23 protein-coding genes are annotated in these 23,444 nt (G+C 60.0%); 17 read left to right on the plus strand and 6 right to left on the minus strand.

Annotated features, from left to right (window positions below; genetic code table 11):
• Positions 1-110 precede the first annotated feature (110 nt).
• The 6 genes from O3S81_RS26585 to O3S81_RS00025 form a co-directional block, all read right to left on the minus strand.
• Positions 111-563 carry an FCD domain-containing protein gene (locus O3S81_RS26585; RefSeq protein ID WP_442864870.1) on the minus strand — a complete coding sequence of 151 codons (453 nt, stop codon included), beginning with the start codon at positions 561-563 and terminating at the stop codon, positions 111-113.
• Positions 511-1,410: a bifunctional methylenetetrahydrofolate dehydrogenase/methenyltetrahydrofolate cyclohydrolase FolD gene (folD, locus tag O3S81_RS00005; RefSeq protein ID WP_269340114.1), complete on the minus strand. Its 900-nt coding sequence runs from the start codon at positions 1,408-1,410 to the stop codon at positions 511-513. Before folD ends, O3S81_RS26585 begins: the two co-directional genes overlap by 53 nt.
• Before the next feature lie 23 nt (positions 1,411-1,433).
• A complete protein-coding gene (locus O3S81_RS00010) occupies positions 1,434-1,970 on the minus strand; it encodes a sarcosine oxidase subunit gamma (protein ID WP_269340115.1) in 537 nt (178 codons plus the stop codon).
• Positions 1,963-4,926 carry a sarcosine oxidase subunit alpha gene (locus tag O3S81_RS00015; RefSeq protein WP_269340116.1) on the minus strand — a complete coding sequence of 988 codons (2,964 nt, stop codon included), beginning with the start codon at positions 4,924-4,926 and terminating at the stop codon, positions 1,963-1,965. The genes O3S81_RS00010 and O3S81_RS00015 overlap by 8 nt, the downstream gene beginning before the upstream one ends.
• Entirely contained in the window at positions 4,923-5,198 is a 276-nt protein-coding gene (locus tag O3S81_RS00020) for a sarcosine oxidase subunit delta (protein ID WP_269340118.1), read from the minus strand. The genes O3S81_RS00015 and O3S81_RS00020 overlap by 4 nt, the downstream gene beginning before the upstream one ends.
• 77 nt (positions 5,199-5,275) lie before the next feature.
• Positions 5,276-6,526 carry a sarcosine oxidase subunit beta family protein gene (locus tag O3S81_RS00025; RefSeq protein ID WP_269340119.1) on the minus strand — a complete coding sequence of 417 codons (1,251 nt, stop codon included), beginning with the start codon at positions 6,524-6,526 and terminating at the stop codon, positions 5,276-5,278.
• Positions 6,527-6,615: 89 nt separating this feature from the next.
• On the opposite strand from O3S81_RS00025, the gene O3S81_RS00030 reads away from it, so the two are divergent.
• From O3S81_RS00030 to O3S81_RS00110, 17 genes are all read left to right on the plus strand, one after another.
• Positions 6,616-7,590, plus strand: a complete 975-nt coding sequence (locus O3S81_RS00030) for a GlxA family transcriptional regulator (RefSeq protein ID WP_269340120.1) — start codon at positions 6,616-6,618, stop codon at positions 7,588-7,590.
• A 34-nt stretch (positions 7,591-7,624) separates the two neighbouring features.
• A complete protein-coding gene (locus O3S81_RS00035; protein WP_269341364.1) occupies positions 7,625-8,302 on the plus strand; it encodes a helix-turn-helix domain-containing protein in 678 nt (225 codons plus the stop codon).
• 96 nt (positions 8,303-8,398) lie between these two features.
• Positions 8,399-9,304: a class II glutamine amidotransferase gene (locus O3S81_RS00040; RefSeq protein WP_269340121.1), complete on the plus strand. Its 906-nt coding sequence runs from the start codon at positions 8,399-8,401 to the stop codon at positions 9,302-9,304.
• A 37-nt stretch (positions 9,305-9,341) separates the two neighbouring features.
• Positions 9,342-10,028: a GXGXG domain-containing protein gene (locus O3S81_RS00045; protein ID WP_269340122.1), complete on the plus strand. Its 687-nt coding sequence runs from the start codon at positions 9,342-9,344 to the stop codon at positions 10,026-10,028.
• Between the two features lie 16 nt (positions 10,029-10,044).
• On the plus strand, positions 10,045-11,373 hold the full coding sequence (locus O3S81_RS00050; RefSeq protein WP_010973662.1) for an FMN-binding glutamate synthase family protein: 1,329 nt from the start codon (positions 10,045-10,047) through the stop codon (positions 11,371-11,373).
• Positions 11,374-11,458: 85 nt separating this feature from the next.
• Positions 11,459-12,766, plus strand: coding sequence for a type III glutamate--ammonia ligase (glnT, locus tag O3S81_RS00055; RefSeq protein WP_269340124.1), 1,308 nt, complete (start codon positions 11,459-11,461; stop codon positions 12,764-12,766).
• Positions 12,767-12,855: 89 nt separating this feature from the next.
• The gene (gene purU, locus O3S81_RS00060; protein WP_269340125.1) at positions 12,856-13,740 is read left to right on the plus strand and encodes a formyltetrahydrofolate deformylase; all 885 of its coding nucleotides are present in this window, start codon (positions 12,856-12,858) and stop codon (positions 13,738-13,740) included.
• 154 nt (positions 13,741-13,894) lie between these two features.
• Positions 13,895-14,590 carry a GntR family transcriptional regulator gene (locus O3S81_RS00065; protein ID WP_173989702.1) on the plus strand — a complete coding sequence of 232 codons (696 nt, stop codon included), beginning with the start codon at positions 13,895-13,897 and terminating at the stop codon, positions 14,588-14,590.
• Positions 14,591-14,774: 184 nt separating this feature from the next.
• Positions 14,775-15,635, plus strand: coding sequence for an ABC transporter substrate-binding protein (locus O3S81_RS00070; protein ID WP_269340127.1), 861 nt, complete (start codon positions 14,775-14,777; stop codon positions 15,633-15,635).
• 75 nt (positions 15,636-15,710) lie between these two features.
• Positions 15,711-16,400, plus strand: coding sequence for an amino acid ABC transporter permease (locus O3S81_RS00075; protein WP_269340128.1), 690 nt, complete (start codon positions 15,711-15,713; stop codon positions 16,398-16,400).
• A 29-nt stretch (positions 16,401-16,429) separates the two neighbouring features.
• Positions 16,430-17,161 carry an amino acid ABC transporter ATP-binding protein gene (locus O3S81_RS00080; protein WP_269341365.1) on the plus strand — a complete coding sequence of 244 codons (732 nt, stop codon included), beginning with the start codon at positions 16,430-16,432 and terminating at the stop codon, positions 17,159-17,161.
• Between the two features lie 80 nt (positions 17,162-17,241).
• Positions 17,242-18,420, plus strand: coding sequence for an iron-containing alcohol dehydrogenase (locus O3S81_RS00085; protein ID WP_269340130.1), 1,179 nt, complete (start codon positions 17,242-17,244; stop codon positions 18,418-18,420).
• Between the two features lie 117 nt (positions 18,421-18,537).
• On the plus strand, positions 18,538-19,140 hold the full coding sequence (locus O3S81_RS00090; RefSeq protein WP_006316014.1) for an amino acid synthesis family protein: 603 nt from the start codon (positions 18,538-18,540) through the stop codon (positions 19,138-19,140).
• 11 nt (positions 19,141-19,151) lie between these two features.
• The gene (locus O3S81_RS00095; RefSeq protein WP_269340132.1) at positions 19,152-19,997 is read left to right on the plus strand and encodes an alpha/beta fold hydrolase; all 846 of its coding nucleotides are present in this window, start codon (positions 19,152-19,154) and stop codon (positions 19,995-19,997) included.
• Positions 19,994-20,932: a flavin reductase family protein gene (locus tag O3S81_RS00100; protein ID WP_269340133.1), complete on the plus strand. Its 939-nt coding sequence runs from the start codon at positions 19,994-19,996 to the stop codon at positions 20,930-20,932. The genes O3S81_RS00095 and O3S81_RS00100 overlap by 4 nt, the downstream gene beginning before the upstream one ends.
• Positions 20,929-21,969 (plus strand): LLM class flavin-dependent oxidoreductase, encoded by a 1,041-nt coding sequence (locus O3S81_RS00105; RefSeq protein WP_269340134.1) that lies wholly within the window; start codon positions 20,929-20,931, stop codon positions 21,967-21,969. Before O3S81_RS00100 ends, O3S81_RS00105 begins: the two co-directional genes overlap by 4 nt.
• A gap of 4 nt (positions 21,970-21,973) precedes the next feature.
• Positions 21,974-23,440, plus strand: a complete 1,467-nt coding sequence (locus tag O3S81_RS00110; protein ID WP_269340135.1) for an aldehyde dehydrogenase — start codon at positions 21,974-21,976, stop codon at positions 23,438-23,440.
• Positions 23,441-23,444 lie beyond the last annotated feature (4 nt).

Raw genomic sequence — 23,444 nt, forward strand, 5'->3', positions numbered from 1 at the left:
GATATCACTACGCTATATCATAGGGCTCCGGGGAAACTCGGAGCCCTTTTTGCGTTGGTGCTCCAGCTCAAACTCGCCGGCGCGGAGCTTTGCCAGATAATCGTGCTGCTTCAGCACCTCGGACTGCTTATCCATGATCGTCGGTGATACCTTTTTCTGGGTTGTGTTCTTGCGATGATCCGGTCGCTTGCGAATGATACGGGTAGTCCAATTGGAATGGTATGCGACTGTTTTAAAGGTCGTCGGGCTTGGGGGCGTGACCATCGGAATAGATTGTCGAGAATGGCGCCCAGCCGGCGGCTGCCGGCCATCGCCGCGATCTGCCTGTGAAAACGGGCGTTTGGCTCAAGATGGGCTCGGGCATTACTGCGCTCGAGCCGATAGGCGTCGGTCAATTCGTTGTGGTGGCTTTGCAGCTTCTTGATGGTAGCGGCTTCCGGGCGGCGCGATAGGCGGCCGGAATTTCCAGAAGGAAGCGAAGCGAGAACAGCAGCGTATCCTTTGCCAAAATCAGAGCAGCGGTGGTTTCTCGCCAGCGGCTCGATATGCAGAAATCGCAGTATTTGCCATCAGCATGGCGATCGTCATCGGCCCGACGCCACCAGGAACCGGCGTTATGGCGGCTGCGATGGTCCTGGCTTCATCAAAGGCAACGTCGCCCACAAGGCGTGTCTTGCCTTCTCCCTTTTCGGGTGCGGGTATCCGGTTGATACCGACATCGATGACCGTTGCGCCAGGCTTCACCCAATCACCCTTGACCATCTCAGGGCGGCCGACGGCTGCGACGAGAATATCGGCGTTGCGGCAGATGGCCAGCAGATTCTTGGTACGCGAGTGAGCGATGGTAACTGTGGCGTTGGCGTTTAGCAGTAGCTGCGCCATCGGCTTGCCGAACAGGTTCGAGCGGCCAATGACGACGGCGTTGAGGCCTGAAAGATCCTCCCCGTGCGTGCGACGAACGAAGACCATGGCGCCGGCCGGCGTGCAGGACACCAGGCCGGTTTCAAGATCGCCGGTGGCGAGTTTGCCGGCATTGACGACATGCAGGCCATCGACATCCTTCTCCGGCAGGATTGACTGAATGATCGGCTCGCTGTTCAACGGCTTCGGCAGCGGTAGTTGCACGAGGATGCCGTGGATCGACGGATCGGCATTCAACGAGGCGACAAGCGAGCCTAGTTCCTTCTGGCTGGTTTCCGCAGTCAATGTGTGCTGCACGGATTTGAAGCCGCATTCCCTGGCAATTCGGCTTTTGGAGTTAACATAAGCATGGCTCGCCGGATCGTCACCGACTATGATGACGGCCAGTCCTGGCCTGACGCCGCTGCGTTCTTCGAGCGTAGCGCTTGCCTGCCTGACGGTATCGATCACCGAACTGGCGGTTGCTTTTCCATCAATGATTATTGTCACGTCCGTATCTCTAATTGCGCGTCTCAATTGAACTCGAGGCTCATCCGGGCAAGATCGTCCCACAGGCTTTCGGCAAAACCGCGTAGCACGATGACTTCGAAGACCTGTCCGTCAACGCGGGTGAGGTGGGCGGCGATGTGGCCGATCAGCGTCGTGGTGGAGTGTCCCACCGGGAAGGCTGCGAGAGACAGGTCGACCGCCGTGCCTTTGGCCAGTACCCGGTCGCTCAGCCTGCCTTCGATGCGGATGCGCACGCGCCCCTGGCTCTGGTCGACACCCGTTGCCTGAGGTTCGAGCGCTGTAAGAAGCGCTTTCATATCAGCGTGAGGCAGAGGCTGTTCACCGACGATGAACCATTGGCCCGGTGAGACCGCGCGTACATCGCCTATGGTGAGGCCGCGAAGGCGGGCTTCCAGATCCGCTGCGCCGGGTGCGGCCAGAACGTGGATGATCGCGCCTTCCGGCAAAGGGAAGAGTTTGATGGCGGTGGAGGCAATCGCTCCCTTTGCGCCCAGCACCGGGCGGAGCGCCGGCCGGAAGTCAGACTTGAAATCAGACATGGAGTTTCTCGTTTTGAGGATCGACAAAAACCGGGTTGCAAAGGCGGGCTTGGGTAAATTCGTTGCGCAGGCCGTTCCAGACCATGACCTCCTCACCATGTCTTTCCGGACCGTTCTTGACGAGGGCGAGACCGATGGTTGAGCCTAGATGGGGTGAGAATGCGCTGGAGGTGACATAACCCTGATCGTTCTCCAGCGTTGCCGCGGCATCTCTGGCGAGAATATGCGAACCGGTGCGGAAGGACTGTTTTGGATCAAGCGGCAGGACACCGACGAGGCTCGGACGGTCGGTGGCGGAAAGCCCCTCGCGCTCCAGCATCCGCCGGCCAATGAAATCGGCCTTGGTGGTGGAGACCATCTTGCCGAAGCCGAGGTCGGCGGGCACCGCCGTGCCGTTGATCTCGTTGTGGGTGACATGGCCTTTTTCGATGCGCAGCACGCCAAGCGCCTCGACACCATAGGGCATGATGTTCTCCGGCTTTCCTGCTTCCATCAGTGCATCGGCAACGCTTTCACCGTAACCGGCCGGGACGGCAAGCTCGTAGGCCAGTTCGCCGGAGAAGGAAATCCGGAACAGGCGTCCGTGCAATTGCCCGCCAAATAGTGAGACTTCTTTGGCCGCAAGAAAGGGGAAAGCCTCGTCGGAAATATCCTCATCGACGATTCTTTGCAGAATGGCGCGTGCCTTCGGCCCGGCAATCGCCATTTGCGCCCATTGATCGGTGACGGAGGCAAGCCGAACGTCGAGACCCGGCCAGAGCGCCTGGGCGCAGAATTCCAGATGGTTCATGACACCTGCCGCATAGGCCGTGGTGGTCGTCATGAAGAAGCGGTTTTCCTCCAGCCGGCTGGTGGTGCCGTCATCATAGATCATGCCGTCTTCACGCAGCATCAGGCCATATCGTGCCTTGCCGATGGGCAGCTTTAGGAAAGCGTTGCAATAAACCCGGTTAAGGAATTCGGCGGCGTCGCTGCCGCAAATCTCGATCTTGCCGAGCATTGAGACATCGCAGAGGCCGGCATTTTTGCGCACATTCAGAACTTCGCGGTCAACGCTTTCCCGCCAGCTGCTTTCACCTTTGCGGGGAAACCAGGAGGAGCGATACCAGAGACCGGTTTCAACGAAGATGGCCCTATTTTTTTCGGCCCAACCGTGCAGCGGCGATTTACGTACCGGCTGGAAATGACGGCCGTGATAAGCGCCGGTGAGCGCACCAAAGGAGACGGGCGTGTAGAACGGCCGAAACGTGGTGGTGCCGACATCCGCCGGGGAAACGCCGCGCGCTTCGGCCAGCAGCCCGATGGCGTTGACGTTGGAAAGCTTGCCCTGATCAGTCGCCATGCCGTTCGTGGTGTAACGCTTGGCCAATTCGACATGGCCGTAACCTTCGCTGACGGCGAGACCGAGATCTTTGCGATGAACATCATTCTGGTAATCGACAAAGGCTTTGGCCTTGATGCCGGGGATGGACCAGAGTGCTTTCGCGGGCGGGACAACGACATCGTTTTCCACGCCGCCGAATGTCGGTGTTGTCGCTGTAAAACCGAGATCCTGCGCAAGCGCCGCACCCTTTCGCGCGCCATCCTCAAGGCAGGCGGCGATGCCATTTGTCGCGGAGACTGCGCCGGCGAGTTCTAGCCCCTTGAGATTGGCGGGTGCGAGGAAGGCAACATTGTCTTCCGACCAGACCGGTTTTCCGCCGCGATGGCAGGCAAGATGGACAACGGGGCTGAAACCGCCCGACATGGCGAGCGCATCGATATTCATGCTTTCCGTGCGGCCATTTGCATATATCTCAATGGCGGAAAGCGCCTTGCCACCCTGCGCATTCGAGACGACGCCACCTTTGATGACACGCGTCTTGCCTTCGTAGCGCGGATTACCCTGCTCACGGCTGTCGATGATGGCGGCAAGAGCGATGCCCTGCGCCTCCAGATCGCGGGCAAGCGCATATCCGCTGTCGTTGGTGGTGAAAATCGCCGTCGTCGTACCGGGGCTTACGGCATAACGGTTGAGATAGCTGCGCATGGCGCCCGCCATCATCACACCGGGAACATCGTTACCGCCGAACACCAGCGGCCGTTCTTCCACACCGGTTGCAAGCAGCGCTCGTTTGGCGACGATGCGCCACAGGCGCTCCACGGGCACATGTGCTTTCGGATCGGGCAGGTGCTTTTGCACCCGTTCCACCGCGCCGAAGACGTTGCCGTCATACCAGCCGAAGGCCGTGGTTCGCGTCAGCACCGTTACATTCGGCAAAGCGTCGAGTTCGGCGAAGCATTGCGCCGCGAAATCCGGAGCGCTCTTGCCGCCGATGGCCGCTGTCTCGGAAAGAAGCCCGCCGCCTGCGAGGGAATGTTCATCCACAATGATGACGCGCGCGCCGGCGCGTCCTGCGGCAAGGGTTGCGGCGAGCCCGGCCGCGCCGGAACCGATCACCAGCAGGTCGCAATGCGCCCAGCATTTGTCATAGGTATCCGGATCGGCTTCGTAGCTTGCTTTGCCGAGACCGGCGGCTTTGCGGATGAAGGGTTCGTAGATTTTTTCCCAGAAGGCGGCAGGCCACATGAAGGTTTTGTAGTAGAAACCCGCGCCGAGGAAGGGCGACAGCAGGCCGGTCAACGCGCCGATATCGAAATCCAGCGAGGGCCAACGGTTCTGGCTTTTCGCTTCCAGCCCGACATAAAGATCCTGCATGGTGGCGCGTGTATTCGGCTCCGTTCGGCCGCCGCTGCCGATGGTCATCAGCGCATTCGGCTCGGCGGCGCCTGCCGTCAATATGCCGCGCGGGCGGTGATATTTGAAACTGCGGCCGACAAGTTGCTGGCCATTGGCGAGCAGGGCGGAGGCGAGGCTGTCGCCCGCAAAGCCTGACATCGGCTTGCCGTCGAAGGTGAAGGAAAGTGGTTTGGAGCGGTCGATCAGACCGCCGGTCTTCAGGCGGTTGGAACTCATGCGCTTGTCACTTTCGTCTTGTCGGCCGTGTCGCGGCAGGCGGATATCTCATGGGTGACGGTATCGCGGGCGACGACCAGCCAGCGGCGGCAACCGGAGGTGTGGTGCCAATATTCCTCATAGGCTCCGCGCGGATTGTCGCGCAGATAGACATAGTCGAACCATTCCTCAGTGCCAGCATCTGCCGTGGGCCGGGCGAGGGCAGCACCCTTGATGGTGAATTCTTCCTTGGGTCTTGGCCCGCAATGCGGGCAGGGCACGAGACTTGCCATTTCGAATGTCCTTGATCCGCGAGATAGCGGGATGGCGAAAAGTGTGAGCGGTTTTCGCCTGAAATCCCGCTACAGATTTAGTGGAGGTTGGGCTGCGCGCCCTGGCCCTTTTCATCGATGAGATAACCGCGCCGGAAGCGGTCCAGCCGGAAGGCCGTTGCCGTTTCCTGCGGCGCGCCGCGTGCGAGAAGATGGGCGAAGCAGAAACCGGAGGCGGGCGTCGCCTTGAAGCCGCCGTAACACCAGCCGGCATTGAGATAGAGATTGTCGATCGGGGTCTGGTCGATGATCGGCGAACCATCCATCGACATATCCATGATGCCGCCCCAGGAGCGCAGCACCCGGACGCGGGAGAGTGCGGGTATCATCGCCTTGCCGGCTTCCGCCACATGCTCGACCGTCGCCAGATTGCCGCGCTGGGCGTAGGAATTATAGCCGTCTATATCGCCGCCGAAGACGAGGCCGCCCTTGTCTGATTGCGAGACGTAAAAATGGCCAGCCCCGAAGGTGACGACGCCGTCGATGAAGGGCTTCAGCCCTTCCGACACGAAAGCCTGAAGGACATGGCTTTCGATTGGCAACTTCAGCCCGGCCGTGGCGGCGACCTGAGAGGAATTGCCCGCCGCCGCCAGCGCCAGCTTGCCGCAACCTATGAAGCCGCGGCTCGTCTCGACGCCCACGACCGCGCCGTTTTCCCGGCGAATGCCCGTCACCTCGCAGCCCTGGATGATATCGACGCCGCGGCTGTCTGCGCCGCGCGCATAACCCCAGGCCACGGCATCGTGACGGACGGTGCCGCCGCGCCTTTGCAGCAATCCACCCTGAACGGGAAAGCGTGCATTATCGAAATCGAGAAACGGCAGCATGGTCTTTACCGAGGCGCGGTCCAGCAACTCGGCGTCGACACCGTGCAGCCGCATGGCATTGCCGCGCCTCGTATAGGCATCACGCTGCGCATCCGAGTGAAAGAGGTTCAACACACCGCGCTGGGAAACCATGGCGTTGAAGTTGAAATCCTGCTCCAGCCCTTCCCACAGCTTCATCGAAAGCTCGTAGAACGGATTATTGCCCGGCAGCAGGTAATTGGAGCGGATGATCGTGGTATTGCGGCCGACATTGCCGGAGCCGATATAGTTTTTCTCCAGCACCGCGACATTGGTGATGCCGAATTCCTTGGCGAGATAATAGGCCGTCGCCAGCCCATGCCCGCCGCCGCCTACGATGATGACGTCATAATGCGGTTTCGGTGACACATCCCGCCATGCGGGTTTCCAGGATTTGTTGCCAAAAAGGCCGTTCTTGAAAATGGAAAAGGCGGAATAGCGCATCTGCGTACCTCGAACGATATCGCACAAGCTTACTGAGGCCATTCGAAAGACGATTGCAGATAAGGGACATTATGATCTAGAAAAGAGACATGACGGCTATCGAGCAAAAAAACACGCAGCGTATCGGTTTTATCCTTGTCCCGAATTTTGCGCTGATGTCCTACGCCTCGGCGGCGGAGCCGCTTCGGGCCGCCAATCTCATCGCCGGGACTGATCTTTATGAGGCCGTGCCTTTGTCCTTCGGTGGTGAAGCCATCAGAAGTTCGTCGGGAATCCTCGTTGACTGCCAGTCACTCGCCGTGGTGGGCGAGCGATGCCATACGATCTTCGTTTGCGCCGGCGGTGGACCGCAGGACTGGGTGGTGGCGGAAGGTTCGTTCGGCATGTTGCGGCGACTGGCGCGCCAGGGCGTCAGGATTGGCGGTATTTCCAGCGGCGCTTACCTGCTGGCGGCGGCAGGCCTGCTGGATAATCGCGATTTCACGATCCACTGGGAACACGCGCCGGTGCTCCGGGAAGCGTTCGCCCATCTCACGCCCAGACAAGCCCGCTTCGTCATTGATGGAGACCGCATCACCTGCGCCGGCGGCGTCGCGCCCCTCGACATGATGCATGCGATGATTTCGCAGAGAATGGGCGCCCATTTTGCAAGGCGTGTCAGCGACTGGTATCTGCATACGGCCGTGGCCGAACCCGGTGCACCACAACGCGGCTCTTCGGCGGAGCGTTATGGTACCAACCATCCGGCCTTGCTGACCGTGCTGGAAAAAATGGAAACGACCATTGAAAGCCCGCTCGACCGGCAGACCATGGCAAAGCTGGCGGGCACAAGCGCGCGCCACCTCGACCGGCTTTTCGCGACGCATATGAAGTCGACATTTCTGGAGACATACCGCGCAATCCGCCTCGACCATGCTCGGCGATTGCTGGAGCAAAGCCCGCTCTCCATCGCGGAAGTGGCCTTCGCCACCGGCTTTTCCAGCGCCGGACATTTTTCGGGAAGTTTTAAGGCCCGGTTCGGTCAAACGCCGAATGCCATGCGGCAAAGATTTCCTCGGGATTAAAATAGTTTTCCTGTAAGGAAGGGAAAACACGATACTGCCGGAGGACACCATGGCCAAGGATGCCACCAAGACCGAAGCTGCGTTCCCGTCGCAGGACCCGCATGCCGTTCGCGAGCCAAGGGTCAACAATCTGGAAATGGCGATCGGCCACGAGGTGCGCGCCTACCGCAAGAAGCTCGGCATCACTGTCACCGATCTTGCTTCGGCCACCGGCGTTTCCGTCGGCATGCTTTCCAAAATCGAGAACGGCAATATCTCCCCGTCGCTCACCACGCTGCAGACGCTTTCAAAAGCGCTCGGCGTGCCGATCACGGCCTTCTTCCGCGGTTTCGAGGAGCCGCGCAGCGCCACCTTCGTCAAGGCGGGGCAGGGCGTGAATATCGAGCGCAGGGGCACCCGCGCCGGCCATCAATACAGCCTGCTTGGCCATATCGACAACAATACCAGCGGCGTCACAGTCGAGCCTTATCTCATCACGCTGACCACGGATTCGGATGTGTTCCCGACCTTCCAGCATGAAGGCATGGAGTTTCTCTACATGCTGGAAGGCGAGGTGGTTTACCGCCACGGTGAGCAGCTTTTCACCATGCAGGCCGGCGACAGCCTGTTTTTCGACGCTGATGCGCCGCACGGGCCGGAAGAGCTGGTGAAACTTCCTGCCCGTTATCTGTCGATCATTTCCTATCCGCAAAGGCGGATGACCAACGATTGAGAATTTGCCTTAGAAGAAAAAAATATTCCTGATAGTTGACGGAACGGAATTCCATATGTTAGCCCTTCATTCAGAAACGAATGGAGGTGCCTGTCGATGTGCGGCATTGTTGGACTATTCCTGAAAGACAAAAGCCTTGAACCGCAGCTGGGTCAGCTGCTCTCGGACATGCTGGTCACCATGACCGATCGCGGGCCGGATTCGGCCGGGATCGCGATCTATGGAAGTGCGGCCGATGGCCGTGCGAAAGTGACGATCCAGTCTGCCGATCCCGCCGCTGATTTTTCCGGTCTCGCCGAGGCGCTGAAGGAAAACGGCGTTGACGCCTCGGTCACGGTGAAAAGCACCCATGCGGTTCTGGATATTCCGTCCGAAAAGCTGGATGGTATCCGTGCGGTTCTTGCCGCTATCCGCCCGAATGTGCGGGTGATGGGCTCCGGTGATAGCGTAGAAATCTACAAGGAAACCGGCCTGCCGAAGGATGTGGTCACCCGCTTTGACGTGCGCTCCATGGCTGGCACCCATGGCATCGGCCACACCCGCATGGCAACGGAATCGGCAGTGACGACGCTTGGTGCGCATCCCTTCTCCACCGGCGCCGACCAGTGCCTGGTGCATAACGGTTCGCTTTCCAACCACAATAATCTGCGCCGCGCACTGGTGCGCGAAGGCATGACGTTCGAGACCCAGAACGACTCGGAAGTCGCCGCCGCCTATCTCACGGCGGAGATGGCCAAGGGCAAGGATCTGGGCGAGGCGCTCACGGGCGCGCTCGATGATCTCGACGGTTTCTTCACCTTCGTTGTCGGCACCAAATCCGGTTTCGGCGTGGTGCGGGATCCCATCGCCTGCAAGCCTGCGGTGATGGCCGAGACCGACCAATATGTCGCTTTCGGTTCGGAATACCGCGCGCTCGTCAACCTGCCCGGCATTGAAAACGCCCGCGTGTGGGAGCCGGAACCGGCGACCGTCTATTTCTGGGACCATGAAAAGGCCGCCTGAGACCCGTCATCGGCGCCTGTTTTGAAAGTCATAATCCATGCCAGTTTTTGATCTCTCCCACACGCCTTTGCGTGAATTGAATAGCGCACTTCACGGCCTTTCCTCCGGTGTCAACGATACCGAATTCGAAGTCGTCAATCCGCGCGGCCACCATGCCGTCGCTGTCGGCATCGACAGCCCCGTCACCGTCGATGTGCACGGTTCGGTCGGTTATTATTGCGCCGGCATGAATGATGGCGGTACCGTCACCGTTCACGGCTCGGCCGGGCCGGGTGTCGCTGAAAACATGATGTCCGGTACCGTCGTCATCGAGGGTGATGCTTCGCAATATGCCGGTGCCACCGGGCGCGGCGGGCTTCTGGTCATCAAGGGCAATGCCGCTTCCCGCTGCGGCATTTCCATGAAGGGCATCGATATCGTCGTGAAAGGCAATATCGGCCACATGTCCGCCTTCATGGGCCAGTCCGGTCACCTCGTCGTCTGCGGCGATGCGGGCGATGCGCTGGGTGACAGCCTTTATGAGGCAAAGCTTTTCGTGCGCGGCTCGGTGAAGAGCCTGGGTGCCGATTGCATCGAAAAGGAAATGCGGCCCGAACATCTCGAAAAGCTTGCAGAACTCCTCGAAAAGGCCGGCGTCACGGATGTCAGCCCTGGTGAGTTCAAGCGCTATGGCTCGGCCCGCACGCTCTACAATTTCAACATCGACAACGCCGACGCGTATTGAGGCGAGGGATATTCCGATGAGCTATCACAACCCCTTCACCCCGCCGCGCAAATCCGCAACCTTTGACGATCATACGCTGGCGGAAATCCGCCGCGCGGCGGCGACCGGCATTTATGACATTCGCGGCGCCGGCACGAAGCGCAAGGTTCCGCATTTCGACGACCTGCTGTTTCTCGGTGCTTCCATCTCGCGTTATCCGCTCGAAGGTTACCGCGAGAAATGCGATACGACCGTCACGCTCGGCACACGTTTCGCCAAAAAGCCGATCACGCTGAAAACGCCGATCACCATTGCCGGCATGAGCTTCGGCGCCTTGTCAGGCAATGCTAAGGAAGCGCTCGGCCGCGGCGCGACCATCGCCGGCACGTCTACGACGACGGGCGATGGCGGCATGACGGATGAGGAGCGTGGCCACAGCCAGACGCTGGTCTATCAATATCTGCCCTCGCGTTACGGCATGAACCCGAAAGACCTGCGCCGTGCGGACGCCATCGAGGTCGTGGTCGGCCAGGGCGCGAAGCCGGGCGGCGGCGGCATGTTGCTTGGCCAGAAGATTTCTGATCGTGTCGCCAATATGCGCAACCTGCCGAAGGGCATCGACCAGCGCTCCGCCTGCCGTCATCCCGATTGGACTGGCCCGGACGATCTGGAAATCAAGATTCTCGAACTGCGCGAAATTACCGACTGGGAAAAGCCGATCTATATTAAGGTCGGCGGCGCGCGGCCCTATTACGACACGGCGCTGGCGGTAAAGGCCGGTGCCGATGTGGTGGTGCTGGATGGCATGCAGGGCGGCACGGCGGCCACGCAGGATGTCTTCATCGAAAATGTCGGCATGCCAACGCTGGCCTGCATTCGGCCAGCTGTTCAGGCGCTGCAGGACCTCGGCATGCACCGCAAGGTGCAGCTCATCGTCTCCGGCGGCATCCGTTCGGGTGCCGATGTTGCCAAGGCACTCGCACTCGGCGCCGATGCTGTCGCCATCGGTACTGCGGCGCTGGTTGCACTGGGCGACAATGATCCGCATTGGGAAGAGGAATATCAGAAACTCGGCACAACGGCCGGCGCTTATGATGACTGGCACGAGGGCAAAGACCCCGCCGGCATCACCACGCAGGATCCGGAGCTTGCCGCCCGCCTCGACCCCGTCGCGGCCGGTCGCCGCCTTGCCAATTATCTGAAGGTCATGACGCTTGAAGCGCAGACCATCGCGCGCGCCTGCGGCAAGAACCATCTCCACAATCTGGAGCCGGAAGATCTGGTGGCGCTGACCATGGAGGCGGCTGCCATGGCGCAGGTTCCGCTGGCGGGAACGAACTGGTTCCCGGGGAAAGGCAGCTTTTAAGCCATAAAGAACGGACGGGCGCATTTGGGAGGATGTGCCCGTCTTTTTTCAATGAAGTGTCTGATACCAAAAAAAGGGGAATGACGTGACACTGGACCTCTCCAAATTTGCTGCCGAAAAGGGCATCAAATATTTCATGATCAGCTATACCGATCTCTTCGGCGGCCAGCGCGCCAAGCTGGTGCCGGCGGAAGCGATCGCCGATATGCAAAGGGGCGGCGCGGGTTTTGCAGGTTTCGCCACATGGTTCGATCTGACGCCTGCCCATCCTGATCTTTTCGCCGTGCCCGATGCCTCTTCGGTCATCCAGCTTCCCTGGAAAAAGGATGTCGCCTGGGTCGCTGCCGATTGTGTCATGGAAGACCAGCCGGTGGAGCAGGCGCCGCGTGTGGTTCTTAAGAAGCTCATTGCGGAAGCGGCGGGCGAGGGGCTGCGGGTCAAGACAGGTGTCGAGCCGGAATTTTTCCTGATTTCGCCTGACGGTGCGAAAATCTCCGACGAATACGACACGGCGGAAAAACCCTGCTACGATCAGCAGGCCGTCATGCGCCGTTACGATGTGATCGCCGAGATTTGCGATTACATGCTGGAGCTTGGCTGGAAGCCCTATCAGAACGACCATGAGGACGCGAATGGCCAGTTCGAGATGAACTGGGAATATGACGACGCGCTGCAGACCGCCGACAAACATTCCTTCTTCAAATTCATGGTCAAGTCCGTTGCCGAAAAGCACGGACTGCGTGCCACCTTCATGCCCAAACCGTTCAAGGGGCTGACCGGCAACGGCTGCCACGCCCATATCTCGGTCTGGGACCTCGACGGCAAGGTCAATGCCTTCGCCGACAAGGCAATGCCGTTCGGACTGTCGGCCAAGGGCAAGACCTTTCTTGGCGGCATCATGAAACACGCATCCGCTCTTGCGGCCGTCACCAATCCGACGGTCAATTCCTACAAGCGCATCAACGCGCCGCGCACCATTTCCGGCGCGACCTGGGCGCCGAATACGGTGACCTGGACCGGCAATAACCGCACCCATATGGTGCGCGTGCCGGGGCCGGGGCGTTTCGAACTGCGCCTGCCGGATGGTGCGGTGAACCCCTATCTGCTGCAGGCCATCATCATCGCCGCCGGCCTCTCCGGTGTCCGTTCCAAGGCCGATCCCGGACGGCACTATGATATCGACATGTATCGTGAAGGTCATACCGTCACGGATGCACCGAAGCTGCCGCTCAATCTTCTCGATGCGTTGCGCGAATATGAGAAGGATGCGGAGTTGCAGCAGGCGCTCGGCATGGAATTCTCGAAGGCCTATCTGAAGCTCAAGCAGGGTGAGTGGAACAGCTATTGCGCGCAGTTCACCGCCTGGGAGCATCAAACCACGCTCGACGTCTGAGCCCGGTTTTCCCCGCCGCCCTTGCGGCTTTTCCCGCGCGCCTCAAACCGCGCGGGTTTTTCCCATATCGATGACAGAGAGATCGCCAGATGACGAACTTCGTCCTGACCGTAACATGCAAATCCACCCGTGGCATCGTTGCCGCCCTTTCAGGCCTGCTGGCGGAGAAAGGGTGCAACATCGTTGACAGTTCGCAGTTCGATGATCTCGGCACAGGTCGCTTCTTCATGCGCGTGGGTTTCATCTCCGAGGAAGGCGCGACGCGGGATGAGCTGATGGCGGGGCTGGCACCGATTTCGAAGACATTCGGCATGGAGGTGGCGCTGCACGATCAGGCTGAACGGATGAAGGTTCTGCTGATGGTCTCGCGCTTCGGCCATTGCCTCAATGACCTGCTCTATCGCTGGCGTATCGGCGCCTTGCCGATCGATATTGTCGGCGTCGTCTCCAACCATTTCGATTACCAGAAGGTGGTGGTCAATCACGACATTCCCTTTCACCACATTCCGGTGACGAAGGAAAACAAACCGCAGGCCGAAGCCCGGATCATGGAGATCGCGGAAAGTACCGGCACGGAACTCGTCGTGCTGGCGCGCTACATGCAGGTGCTTTCCGACAGGATGTGCGAGGCCATGTCGGGCAAAATCATCAATATCCATCATTCCTTCCTGCCTTCCTTCAAGGGCGCAAACCCTTACAAGCAGGCCTATCAGCGCGGGGTGAAGCTGATTGGTGCGACCGCACATTATGTGACGGCCGATCTGGATGAAGGGCCGATCATCGAGCAGGATATCGTTCGCATCACTCATGCTCAGTCGGCCGAGGATTATGTCTCGCTCGGCCGTGATGTGGAGGCGCAGGTGCTGGCGCGCGCCATCCACGCCCATATTCATCGGCGCGTATTTTTGAACGGCAGCCGAACGGTGGTGTTTCCGCCCAGCCCTGGCTCTTATGCATCGGAAAGGATGGGATGAGGCATTCTGGGCTGGTCAGGCTGCCCGCCGTGCGTCCGCTGTTGCCATAAAGGTGATGCACGGCTAAATAAGTTGGTACGCCATAATATCAAGAGCCAGAACCTGCTTCGGCGTGCGGCGAGCGCAGGCGGGATGTGCCAAACGAGGTGATACCATGACCGGTGCTTTGCAGGGAACTGCCATTCGTGTTGAGCGTCCGACAAAGACGCTGAGGGAACTCGCGCTCGACAAGGTGCGGGACGCGATCGTGAATGGTTATTTCCGCCCCGGCGACCGTCTCGTGGAGCGTGATCTCTGCGCCCAGCTCGGTGTTTCCCGCACCATCGTGCGCGAAGTTCTGCGGCATCTGGAATCCGAAGGGCTGGTGGCGAACCTGCCGAACAAAGGCCCGATGGTTGCGCTGCTCGATCTCGACGAGGCCAAGCAGATCTACGAAATCCGTGGTGCGCTGGAGGGAATGGCGGCGCGTCTTTGCGCCGAACGCCGGGACCCGGCCATTGTCGAGGCACTGGAGGTTTCGCTCAAGCACATCCGCGAAAGTTATGTCGCAAAGGACATGCCGGGCGTGCTGGCGCATACCTCATCCTTTTACCAGACATTGTTCAGCAAGATTGACCGACATGTCGCCTGGGGCGTCGTCAATCTGCTGACGGTGCGGATCAATCATCTGCGCTCCATGACGATCAAGACGAAAAGCCGTGATACCGAAGGTCCGGCCCAGATGGAAAAGATCGTCGAGGCCATCCGGAAGGGTGACGGGGACGCCGCTTATAAAGCCGCGCTTGATCACGTGACCAGCGCCTGTGCCATTGCCGAAGCCGTTCTGACGGCGCAAAAAACCGCCGACTGACGGATTTTTCGGCTGAAATCTACCCATCCTTGTGGCTTCCCGCCGGGAGCCGCACGGATGGGGTTTTTCTTATTTTATTGTTGTTTTACAATAATTTAGAAAATCAATTTTCCGCTTCTTGACAGGCTAAACCATTTGATGTGATGGTATGCCATAATCAATAATATAAAGAGCGGAGCTTAATATGAACTGGAATCCGATTTCCCGGAAATGCATAGCCGTGCGCGCCAAAACCCTCTTGGCTGGTGCCGCACTCACTCTTTTTGCCGGTGCCGCCGTGGCACAGGACTGCACGCCGAAAATATCCGACGACCACCTCATCAAGCCCGGTCATCTCGTCATGGCCACCAGCCCGACCCTGCCGCCCATGGCCTATGCCGATCAGCAGGGTGTCCTTAAAGGGCTGCGCATCGAGCTGGGATATGAGATCGCCAAGCGGCTCTGCCTGAAACCGGAATATATCAGCACTGAATATGCCACCATGGTGCCGGGTCTGCAGGGCGGGCGCTGGGACATGATCAACGCCGGCCTGTTTGTCACGGCGGAGCGGCGCAAGATCCTGTTCATGATCCCCTATGAAAACCTTGCCATCAGCATTTCCACGGCCGTCGGCGCGTCCGATCCCATCACCAAGGTCGATGATCTCGCGGGCAAGGCCGTCAGCACCGATATTGGCGGTTATGCCGAGCGCAAGATCAAGGAACTGAACGAGGACTTCAAGAAGCGCGGTCTCGCGCCGATGACGATCAATCTGTTCGATAACTACGCGACGGTTTATCAGGCGCTGCGCGCCGGTCAGGTGCAGGCGGCGGTCTCTATCGATCCTGTCGCCAAGCAATATCAGGATCGCGGTGAATTCACCCACGCGCTATCAGGCATGTATCCGACCCCCGGTTCGCTTTCTTTCGGCAGCAAGGACGTGGCCGATGCCGTCTCCGCTGCGCTGAAGGAGATGAGGGCAGACGGTTCGCTCGAAAAGCTGATGGGCGGTTACGGCGTCAGCATGGCGCCGGGCGACCTCGCCGTTCTCGGCCCGGAAGGCTGAATTCCATCCATCTGAACTGTCATCGCGGCGGAAAAGCTTTCGCCGCGACCGTTCCCGCATGAATTGGAGAAAGACGTGAAGGGTTGGAACTGGGAAGGTTTCTTCGAATATCTGACGAATTATTATCTGTTCGAGGGCGCGCTGGTGACGCTCGGCCTCACGGTCTTCGCCATGACGGCGGGTCTTGCGCTAGGCTTCGTCATTGCTGTCATGCGCATGTCGAAATACCGCATCCTGTCCGGGCCGGCCTATTTCTACACCTGGATCTTTCGCGGCACGCCGCTGCTGGTGCAGCTCATCATCATCTATACCGGCCTGCCGCAGATCGGCATCAAGCTGACGGTGCTGCAATCCACGCTGATCGGCCTGTCGCTCTGTGAGGCCGCCTATCTCTCGGAGATCGTCCGGGCGGGTATCGCAGCCGTTCCGAAAGGCCAGATCAATGCGGCGCGCGCCATCGGCATGACCGAGGCGCAGGTGATGCGCTACATCGTTGCCCCGCAGGCCTTCCGCATCATCATTCCGCCGCTCGGCAATTCCGTCAACGGCGTGCTCAAGACGACGTCGATCGCGTCGATCATCTCCATGGAAGAGCTTCTGCGCCGCACGCAGGTGCTCATTCAGGAGAAGTTCCTTGTTCTGGAGCTCTTCATGGTCGCGGCCCTTTATTACCTTGCCATGACGACCGCCTGGGAACTGATCCAGCGCCGGATCGAGAAGCGGTTCGGCAAGGCCTATGGCCCCATGTCGACTGATGTACATTAAGGAGCGGTCCGATGTCGCAAGCAACCAGCATGATCGAACTGCAATCCGTCAATAAATGGTACGGGCCAAGTTTTCAGGTTCTGACCAATTGCAGCCTGAATGTCGCCAAGGGTGAAGTCGTCGTCATCTGCGGCCCATCCGGCTCCGGCAAATCGACCCTGATCAAATGCGTCAACGCGCTGGAGACGATCGGCAACGGCGTCATCATGGTCAACGGGGTGGAGGTGACCAACCCGAAGACCGACATGCCGAAACTGCGCTCCAAGGTGGGCATGGTGTTCCAGCATTTCGAACTTTTCCCACATATGACGATCCTCGAAAATCTCTGCATCGGGCAGGAGAAGGTTCTGGGCCGCTCACCCGCGGAAGCGCTGGCCAAGGCCAATGCGCTGCTTGAGAGGGTGGGGCTGACGGCGCATGCCAAGAAATATCCCGGGCAATTGTCGGGCGGGCAGCAGCAGCGTGTTGCCATTGCCCGCGCGCTGGCGATGGACCCGGTCGCCATGCTCTTCGATGAACCGACATCGGCGCTCGATCCGGAAATGATCAACGAGGTCCTCGACGTCATGGTTTCGCTGGCGCAGGAAGGTATGACGATGATGGTGGTGACGCATGAGATGGGATTTGCCCGCAAGGTGGCGGACCGCATCGTCTTCATGGATGGCGGCGAGATCGTAGAGATCGGGGAGGGTGACAGTTTCTTCACCGATCCGAAAACGGATCGTGCGCGTTCCTTCCTGTCGAAAATCCTGGCCCACTAGGTCCATGCATGCCGGAGCAGGTGTCTAAACCCGCTTCGGCCATTCCGAACAACACAGTCCGATAGTGGCGGAGAACCGCAATGATAAACCGTGTCCTGATGCCCCGCGAAATGCTCATCGGCGGCGGCAGCCGTTTTCGATTGCCGGCCGTGGTAAAATCGCTTGGCGTCCATCGGCCGCTGCTGGTCTGCGATCCTGTGATGCAGAAGCTTGGCCACGCAGAGGCGCTTTTGCAGGCGCTTGCCGGGGAGGGCATCGAAGCCGCCGTGTTCTCCGACGTTGTCGAAGACCCGACGGATATATCCATCGCCGCTCTGGTGAAACGTATTTCCGATGGCGGCCATGACAGTCTCGTCGCACTCGGCGGCGGCAGCGCCATGGATACGGCCAAGACGGGCGCCATCGTTGCAACGAGCGGGGAGGATCTGCGATCCCTGAAAGTGCCGCGGATCGTGGATTTCGCCGTCATGCCGGTGATTGCCATTCCCACGACGGCCGGAACCGGCTCGGAAGTCACGCGCGCCGCCGTCGTGACGGATACGGTCGCGAGTGAAAAAATGCTGATCCTCGGCACTGCCGCTTTGCCGGTCGCGGCCATCATCGATTATGAGCTGACGCTGACATGCCCTTACCGCGTTACGGTCGATACTGGCATCGATGCGCTGACCCATGCACTGGAGGCGCTGGTCAACCGCAACGGCAACGCCCATTCCGAGGCGCTGGCGCTTTCCGCGCTGAAGCTGATCGGCGCCAATCTTGAGAGAGTGGCTGTTAACCCGGATGACAGGGATGCGCGTGAAGCGATGATGCTGGGCGCGACCCATGCCGGGCTTGCCGTCTCCAATACGTCCACCGCACTGGTCCATGGCCTTAGCCGGCCGGTCGGCGCCTTTTTCCATGTGCCGCATGGCATGTCGAATGCGATGGTGCTGCCGCTGGTCACGCAGTTTTCGCTGAACTTCGCCCCTCCGCATTATGCGGCGGCCGCACGGGCGCTTGGCTGTGCCACCGCGGCCGATAGCGACCAGATCGCCGGCGCGAAGCTGATTGAGGCTTTCATCGGACTGAACAGGCGGCTGAAGGTGCCGACCCCGCAGGAATTCGGCATCGACAGGAGCCGTTATGTCGCCCTTGTGCCGGAAATGGTGCGCCAGGGCCTCGCTTCCGGCACACCGGCAAATAACCCCCGGGTGCCCACAGTTGCGGAAATGACGCGTTTGTACGAGCTCGCCTATGACGGAAGCATCGCGGAATTTTAGTCCATAAGTCGCTGTTAAAATTTATGATTTTCGACTTTCTGACGAAAAATCACACGGTACTTGACAGTCATATATTATGGCATACCATAAGACATCATATTTACGGAGAGAACGCCCATGTCCATCCAGATCCGCAAGACCCTGCTGCAGGTCGAAACGACGTTGATTGAGGGAGGCAAGGCCGCCGCAACGCCTCTGAAACTGTTCAGCGCCATCGCGGTGGTGAAAAATCCGTGGGCGGGAAAAGGCTTCGTGGAAAATCTGAAGCCTGAAATTCATGCGGGTGCGCCCGTGCTCGGTGAGTTGCTGACGAAGATGATCCTCGATGCGGTCGGTTCCGGCGAAGCTGTGGAGGCTTACGGCAAGGCGGCGGTCGTCGGGCTGGATGGCGAAATCGAACATGCTTCCGCGCTCATTCACACGCTGCGCTTCGGCAATCACTATCGTCAGGCAGTGGGTGCCAAGTCCTATCTCGCCTTCTGCAACACCCGCGGTCCGGGCAATGCGCCGATCATGATCCCGCTGATGGACAAGAACGACGAAGGTCGCCGTTCGCATTATCTGACGATCCAGACCGCCATTCCCGATGCCCCGGCCGCCGATGAGATCGTTGTGGCGCTTGGTGCCTCCGTTGGTGGCAGGCCCCATCACCGCATTGGCGACCGCTACCAGGATCTGCAGGATCTCGGTCAGGACGTCGCCAATCCGGCCGGCGTCTGAGGGCGCAGCCAATGCAAGATGCCGCCGCTACCTCACGGGTCAATGTTGCAAAGGCAGGTGCTGCCGCGCTCCCTCGCAGGACGACAGAGGGTGGGGCGGCCTATTTTGAAGCCGGTGCCGGCGAGGACCTGATCCTTATCCACGGCGTTGGCATGCGGCTCGAAGCCTGGGAGCCGCAGATCGACGTCTTTTCCCGCACGCACCGCGTCATCGCGGTCGACATGCCGGGTCATGGCGGCAGCGAACGGTTACCTGCGGGCAGCACGCTTACGGATTTTGTCGGCTGGTTCGGCCGTTTTCTGGACGATATGCGGATCACCCGCGCCAATGTCGCCGGGCATTCCATGGGGGCGCTGATTTCCGGCGGTGCGGCTGCGAGCTTCGGTGATCGTGTCGCGCGCGTCGGTTACCTGAATGGTGTCTATCGCCGTGATCCTGCCGCGAAGGCGGCGGTGCTCGCGCGGGCTGCGGCCATCCGCACCGAGGGCGTGGACAAGGAAGGCCCGCTGCTGCGCTGGTTCGGTGATGATGCCAAGAGCCAGCATGCGCGGGAACTGACACGCGGCTGGCTGGAAATGGTCGATCCGGAAGGTTACGCGGTCGCCTATACGGCTTTTGCCGGTGGGGACGAGACCTATGCGGATCGCTGGCCATCGGTCACCTGCCCGGCGCTTTTCCTGACCGGCTCCGACGACCCGAATTCGACGCCGTTGATGGCGGAGCAGATGGCGGCGATCACGCCGCGCGGTTACGCTCGCATCGTCGAGGCGCACCGGCATATGGTCAATCTGACCGCACCTGAAACTGTCAATGCATTGATGGCCGAATGGCTGGCTATTGAGGAGGAGCCGCAATGACTGTTGCAACGCTTGACCCGCGCGCCCTGCGCGACGCCTTCGGCGCTTTCGTGACGGGAGTAACGATCGTGACCACGCGGGATGATGCGGGAAAGCCCGTGGGCTTCACCGCAAATTCCTTCACCTCGGTATCGCTTGATCCGCCGCTGCTGTTGATCTGCCTCGCACGCACCTCGCGCAATTTCGCGACGATGACCGGCGCGCAAAATTTCGCCGTCAACATTCTGTCGGAAAGCCAGAAGGACCTGTCCAATACCTTCGCACGCCCGGTGGAGGATCGTTTCGCCGCCGCTGAATGGTCGGATGCGCCGCAGGGTTCACCCGTGTTCGCCGATGTCGCTGCCTGGTTCGAGTGCACCATGCAGGAGGTTATCGAAGCGGGTGACCATGTCATCCTGCTCGGCCGCATCGGTGCTTTCGACAATAGCGGCCTGAATGGTCTCGGTTATGCGCGTGGCGGTTATTTCACGCCGATGCTGGCCGCCAAGGCGGTGTCGGCGGCGGCTGAGGGCGAAATTGTCGTCGGCGCGGTGCTGGAACGGCGTGGCGAGATTTACCTTGTCGGCGAGGATGTGTTGTCGCTTCCCGGCTGTGTTGTGGCGGGTGGCGATCCGGTCGCTGCGCTGACATCGCGGCTTGAAGAGCTAACGGGATTGTCGATCCGGACAGGCTTTCTCTATTCGGTTTACGAAAACAAGGCGGATGGCCGCCAGCATATCGTCTACCACGCACTTGCCGAGGGTGACGATGCACCGCGTCAGGGTCGCTTCCTGTCGCCCGGCGCGCTCGGCTCCGCAAAATTCGACTCCGGCGCAACAGCGGATATCGTCAATCGTTTCGCGCTGGAAAGCTCCATCGGCAATTTCGGCGTCTACGTCGGCAGCGAGACCGCCGGCAAGGTCCATCCCATTTCCATGAAGGGGGCAAACCCATGAAATTTTCGCTCTTCGTCCACATGGAGCGGCTGGACGCCTCGCAGGATCACAAGACCCTCTATGAGGAGTTCGTTACCCTTTGCGAAATCGCCGATCGCGGCGGCATGCATGCCATCTGGACCGGCGAACATCACGGCATGGATTTCACCATTGCCCCGAACCCCTTCGTGACGATCGCCGATCTGGCTCGTCGCACGAAGACGGCGCGTCTTGGTACCGGCACTATCATCGCGCCCTTCTGGCATCCGATCAAGCTTGCCGGCGAAGCGGCGATGACGGACCTCATCTGCGATGGCCGTCTCGATATCGGCATTGCCCGCGGCGCCTATTCCTTCGAATATGAGCGGCTGCTTCCCGGCCTCGATGCCTGGGGCGCCGGACAGCGCATGCGTGAACTGATCCCCGCCGTCAAAGGCGTGTGGGCGGGCGACTACGCCCATGATGGCGAGTTCTTCAAATTCCCGGCGACGACTTCCGCTCCCAAGCCGCTGCAGCAGCCGTTTCCGCCGATCTGGGTGGCGGCGCGCGATCCGAATTCTCACGAATTTGCCGTTGCCAATGATTGCAATGTGCAGGTGACGCCGCTGTGGCAGGGCGACGATGAGGTGGAAACCCTGATGGGCCGCTTCAACGATGCCTGCGCCAAGAACCCGGAAAAGCAGCGCCCGAAAATCATGCTGCTGCGCCATACCTATGTCGGTTCGGACGAGGCCGATATCGCGCAGGCCGCTCATGAGATGAGCGTCTATTACAATTACTTCTTCGCCTGGTTCAAAAACGAGAAGCCGGTTCATCAGGGGCTCATCGAGCGGATTGCACCGGAGGATATTGCCGGAAATGCCATGCTTTCCGGCGATGTCATGCGCAAGAACAATGTCGTCGGCGATGCCGATGAGGTCATTGCCCGGCTCAAGGCGTACGAGGCCATGGGTTATGACGAATATTCCTTCTGGATCGATACGGGCATGAGTTTCGAGCGGAAGAAGGCGTCGCTGGAACGTTTCCTGTCCGATGTCATGCCGGCTTTTGCGGAGTAAGATGATGCGCCGTTTTCAGTGCTATATCGATGGACGTTTCGAGGATGGCGAGGCGAGTTTTTCGAGCCTCGATCCCGCAACCGGCCAGCCCTGGGCTGAGATGCCGGAAAGCCGCGAGATGGATATCGGCCGCGCGGTCGAGGCTGCGCATCGGGCGCTTTACGAGGATGTCGCCTGGTCGAAACTGACGGCGACGCAGCGCGGCAAGCTGCTTTACCGCCTTGCTGATCTTGTCGCGGAAAATGCGAAGACGCTCGCTGAACTTGAAACCCGCGATACCGGCAAGATCATCCGCGAAACCTCGGCGCAGATCGCCTATGTCGCTGACTATTATCGTTATTATGCGGGTCTGGCCGACAAGATCGAGGGCGCCTACCTGCCGATCGACAAGCCGGATATGGATGTCTGGCTGCGGCGCGAGCCGGTTGGTGTCGTCGCGGCAATCGTGCCGTGGAACAGCCAGCTTTTCCTTGCCGCCGTGAAGATCGGTCCGGCGCTGGCCGCCGGCTGCACCATCGTCGTCAAGGCATCGGAAGATGGGCCGGCACCGCTTCTGGAATTTGCCCGGCTGGTGCATGAGGCCGGTTTTCCTGCTGGTGTCGTCAACGTTGTTACCGGTTTCGGTGCCTCGTGCGGCAATGCGCTTACCACCCATGCGAAGGTCGCGCATATCGCGTTTACCGGCGGCCCGGAAACGGCGCGTCACATCGTTCGCAACTCGGCGGAAAACCTTGCCTCCACATCACTGGAACTCGGCGGTAAATCGCCGATCCTCGTTTTTGCCGATGCCGATCTCGAAAGTGCCGCCAACGCCCAGGTGGCAGGCATCTTCGCGGCGACCGGCCAGAGTTGCGTTGCCGGTTCGCGGCTGATCATCGAAAAAAGCGTCAAGGACCGTTTCCTCCAGATTCTGGCGGCAAAGGCCGAGGCGATCCGCATCGGTTCGCCGCTGGATATGGCGACGGAAGTGGGGCCGCTTGCAACGGAGCGTCAGAGGAAGCACATCGTTTCGCTGGTTTCCGCTTCGGTAGATGCCGGCGCGAAGGTGGTGACAGGCGGCGCACCCGTTGACGGTGATGGTTATTTCTACCGTCCGACTATTCTCGATTGCGACGGTATCCGTTCGCCCTCGATGGAAAAGGAGTTTTTCGGCCCTGTTCTTTCGGTCGTTTCCTTCGAAACCGAAGCGGAAGCCATCGCGCTGGCCAATGACACGGTCTACGGCCTCGCCTCCGGCGTCTTCACGCAGAACCTGACACGGGCTCACCGCCTGATGAAGGCGATCCGCGCCGGTATCGTCTGGGTGAATACCTATCGCGCGGTTTCGCCGATTGCGCCCTTTGGCGGCTTCGGCCTTTCAGGAGATGGCCGTGAGGGTGGGCTTGCGGCAGCGCTCGATTATACGCGCACCAAGACGATCTGGCTCAGAACCTCCGACGATCCGATCCCCGATCCTTTCGTGATGCGGTGAGCCG

It is taken from the genome of Agrobacterium sp. SOY23 (genome assembly GCF_027212525.1).
GTDB lineage: Bacteria > Pseudomonadota > Alphaproteobacteria > Rhizobiales > Rhizobiaceae > Agrobacterium > Agrobacterium tumefaciens_I.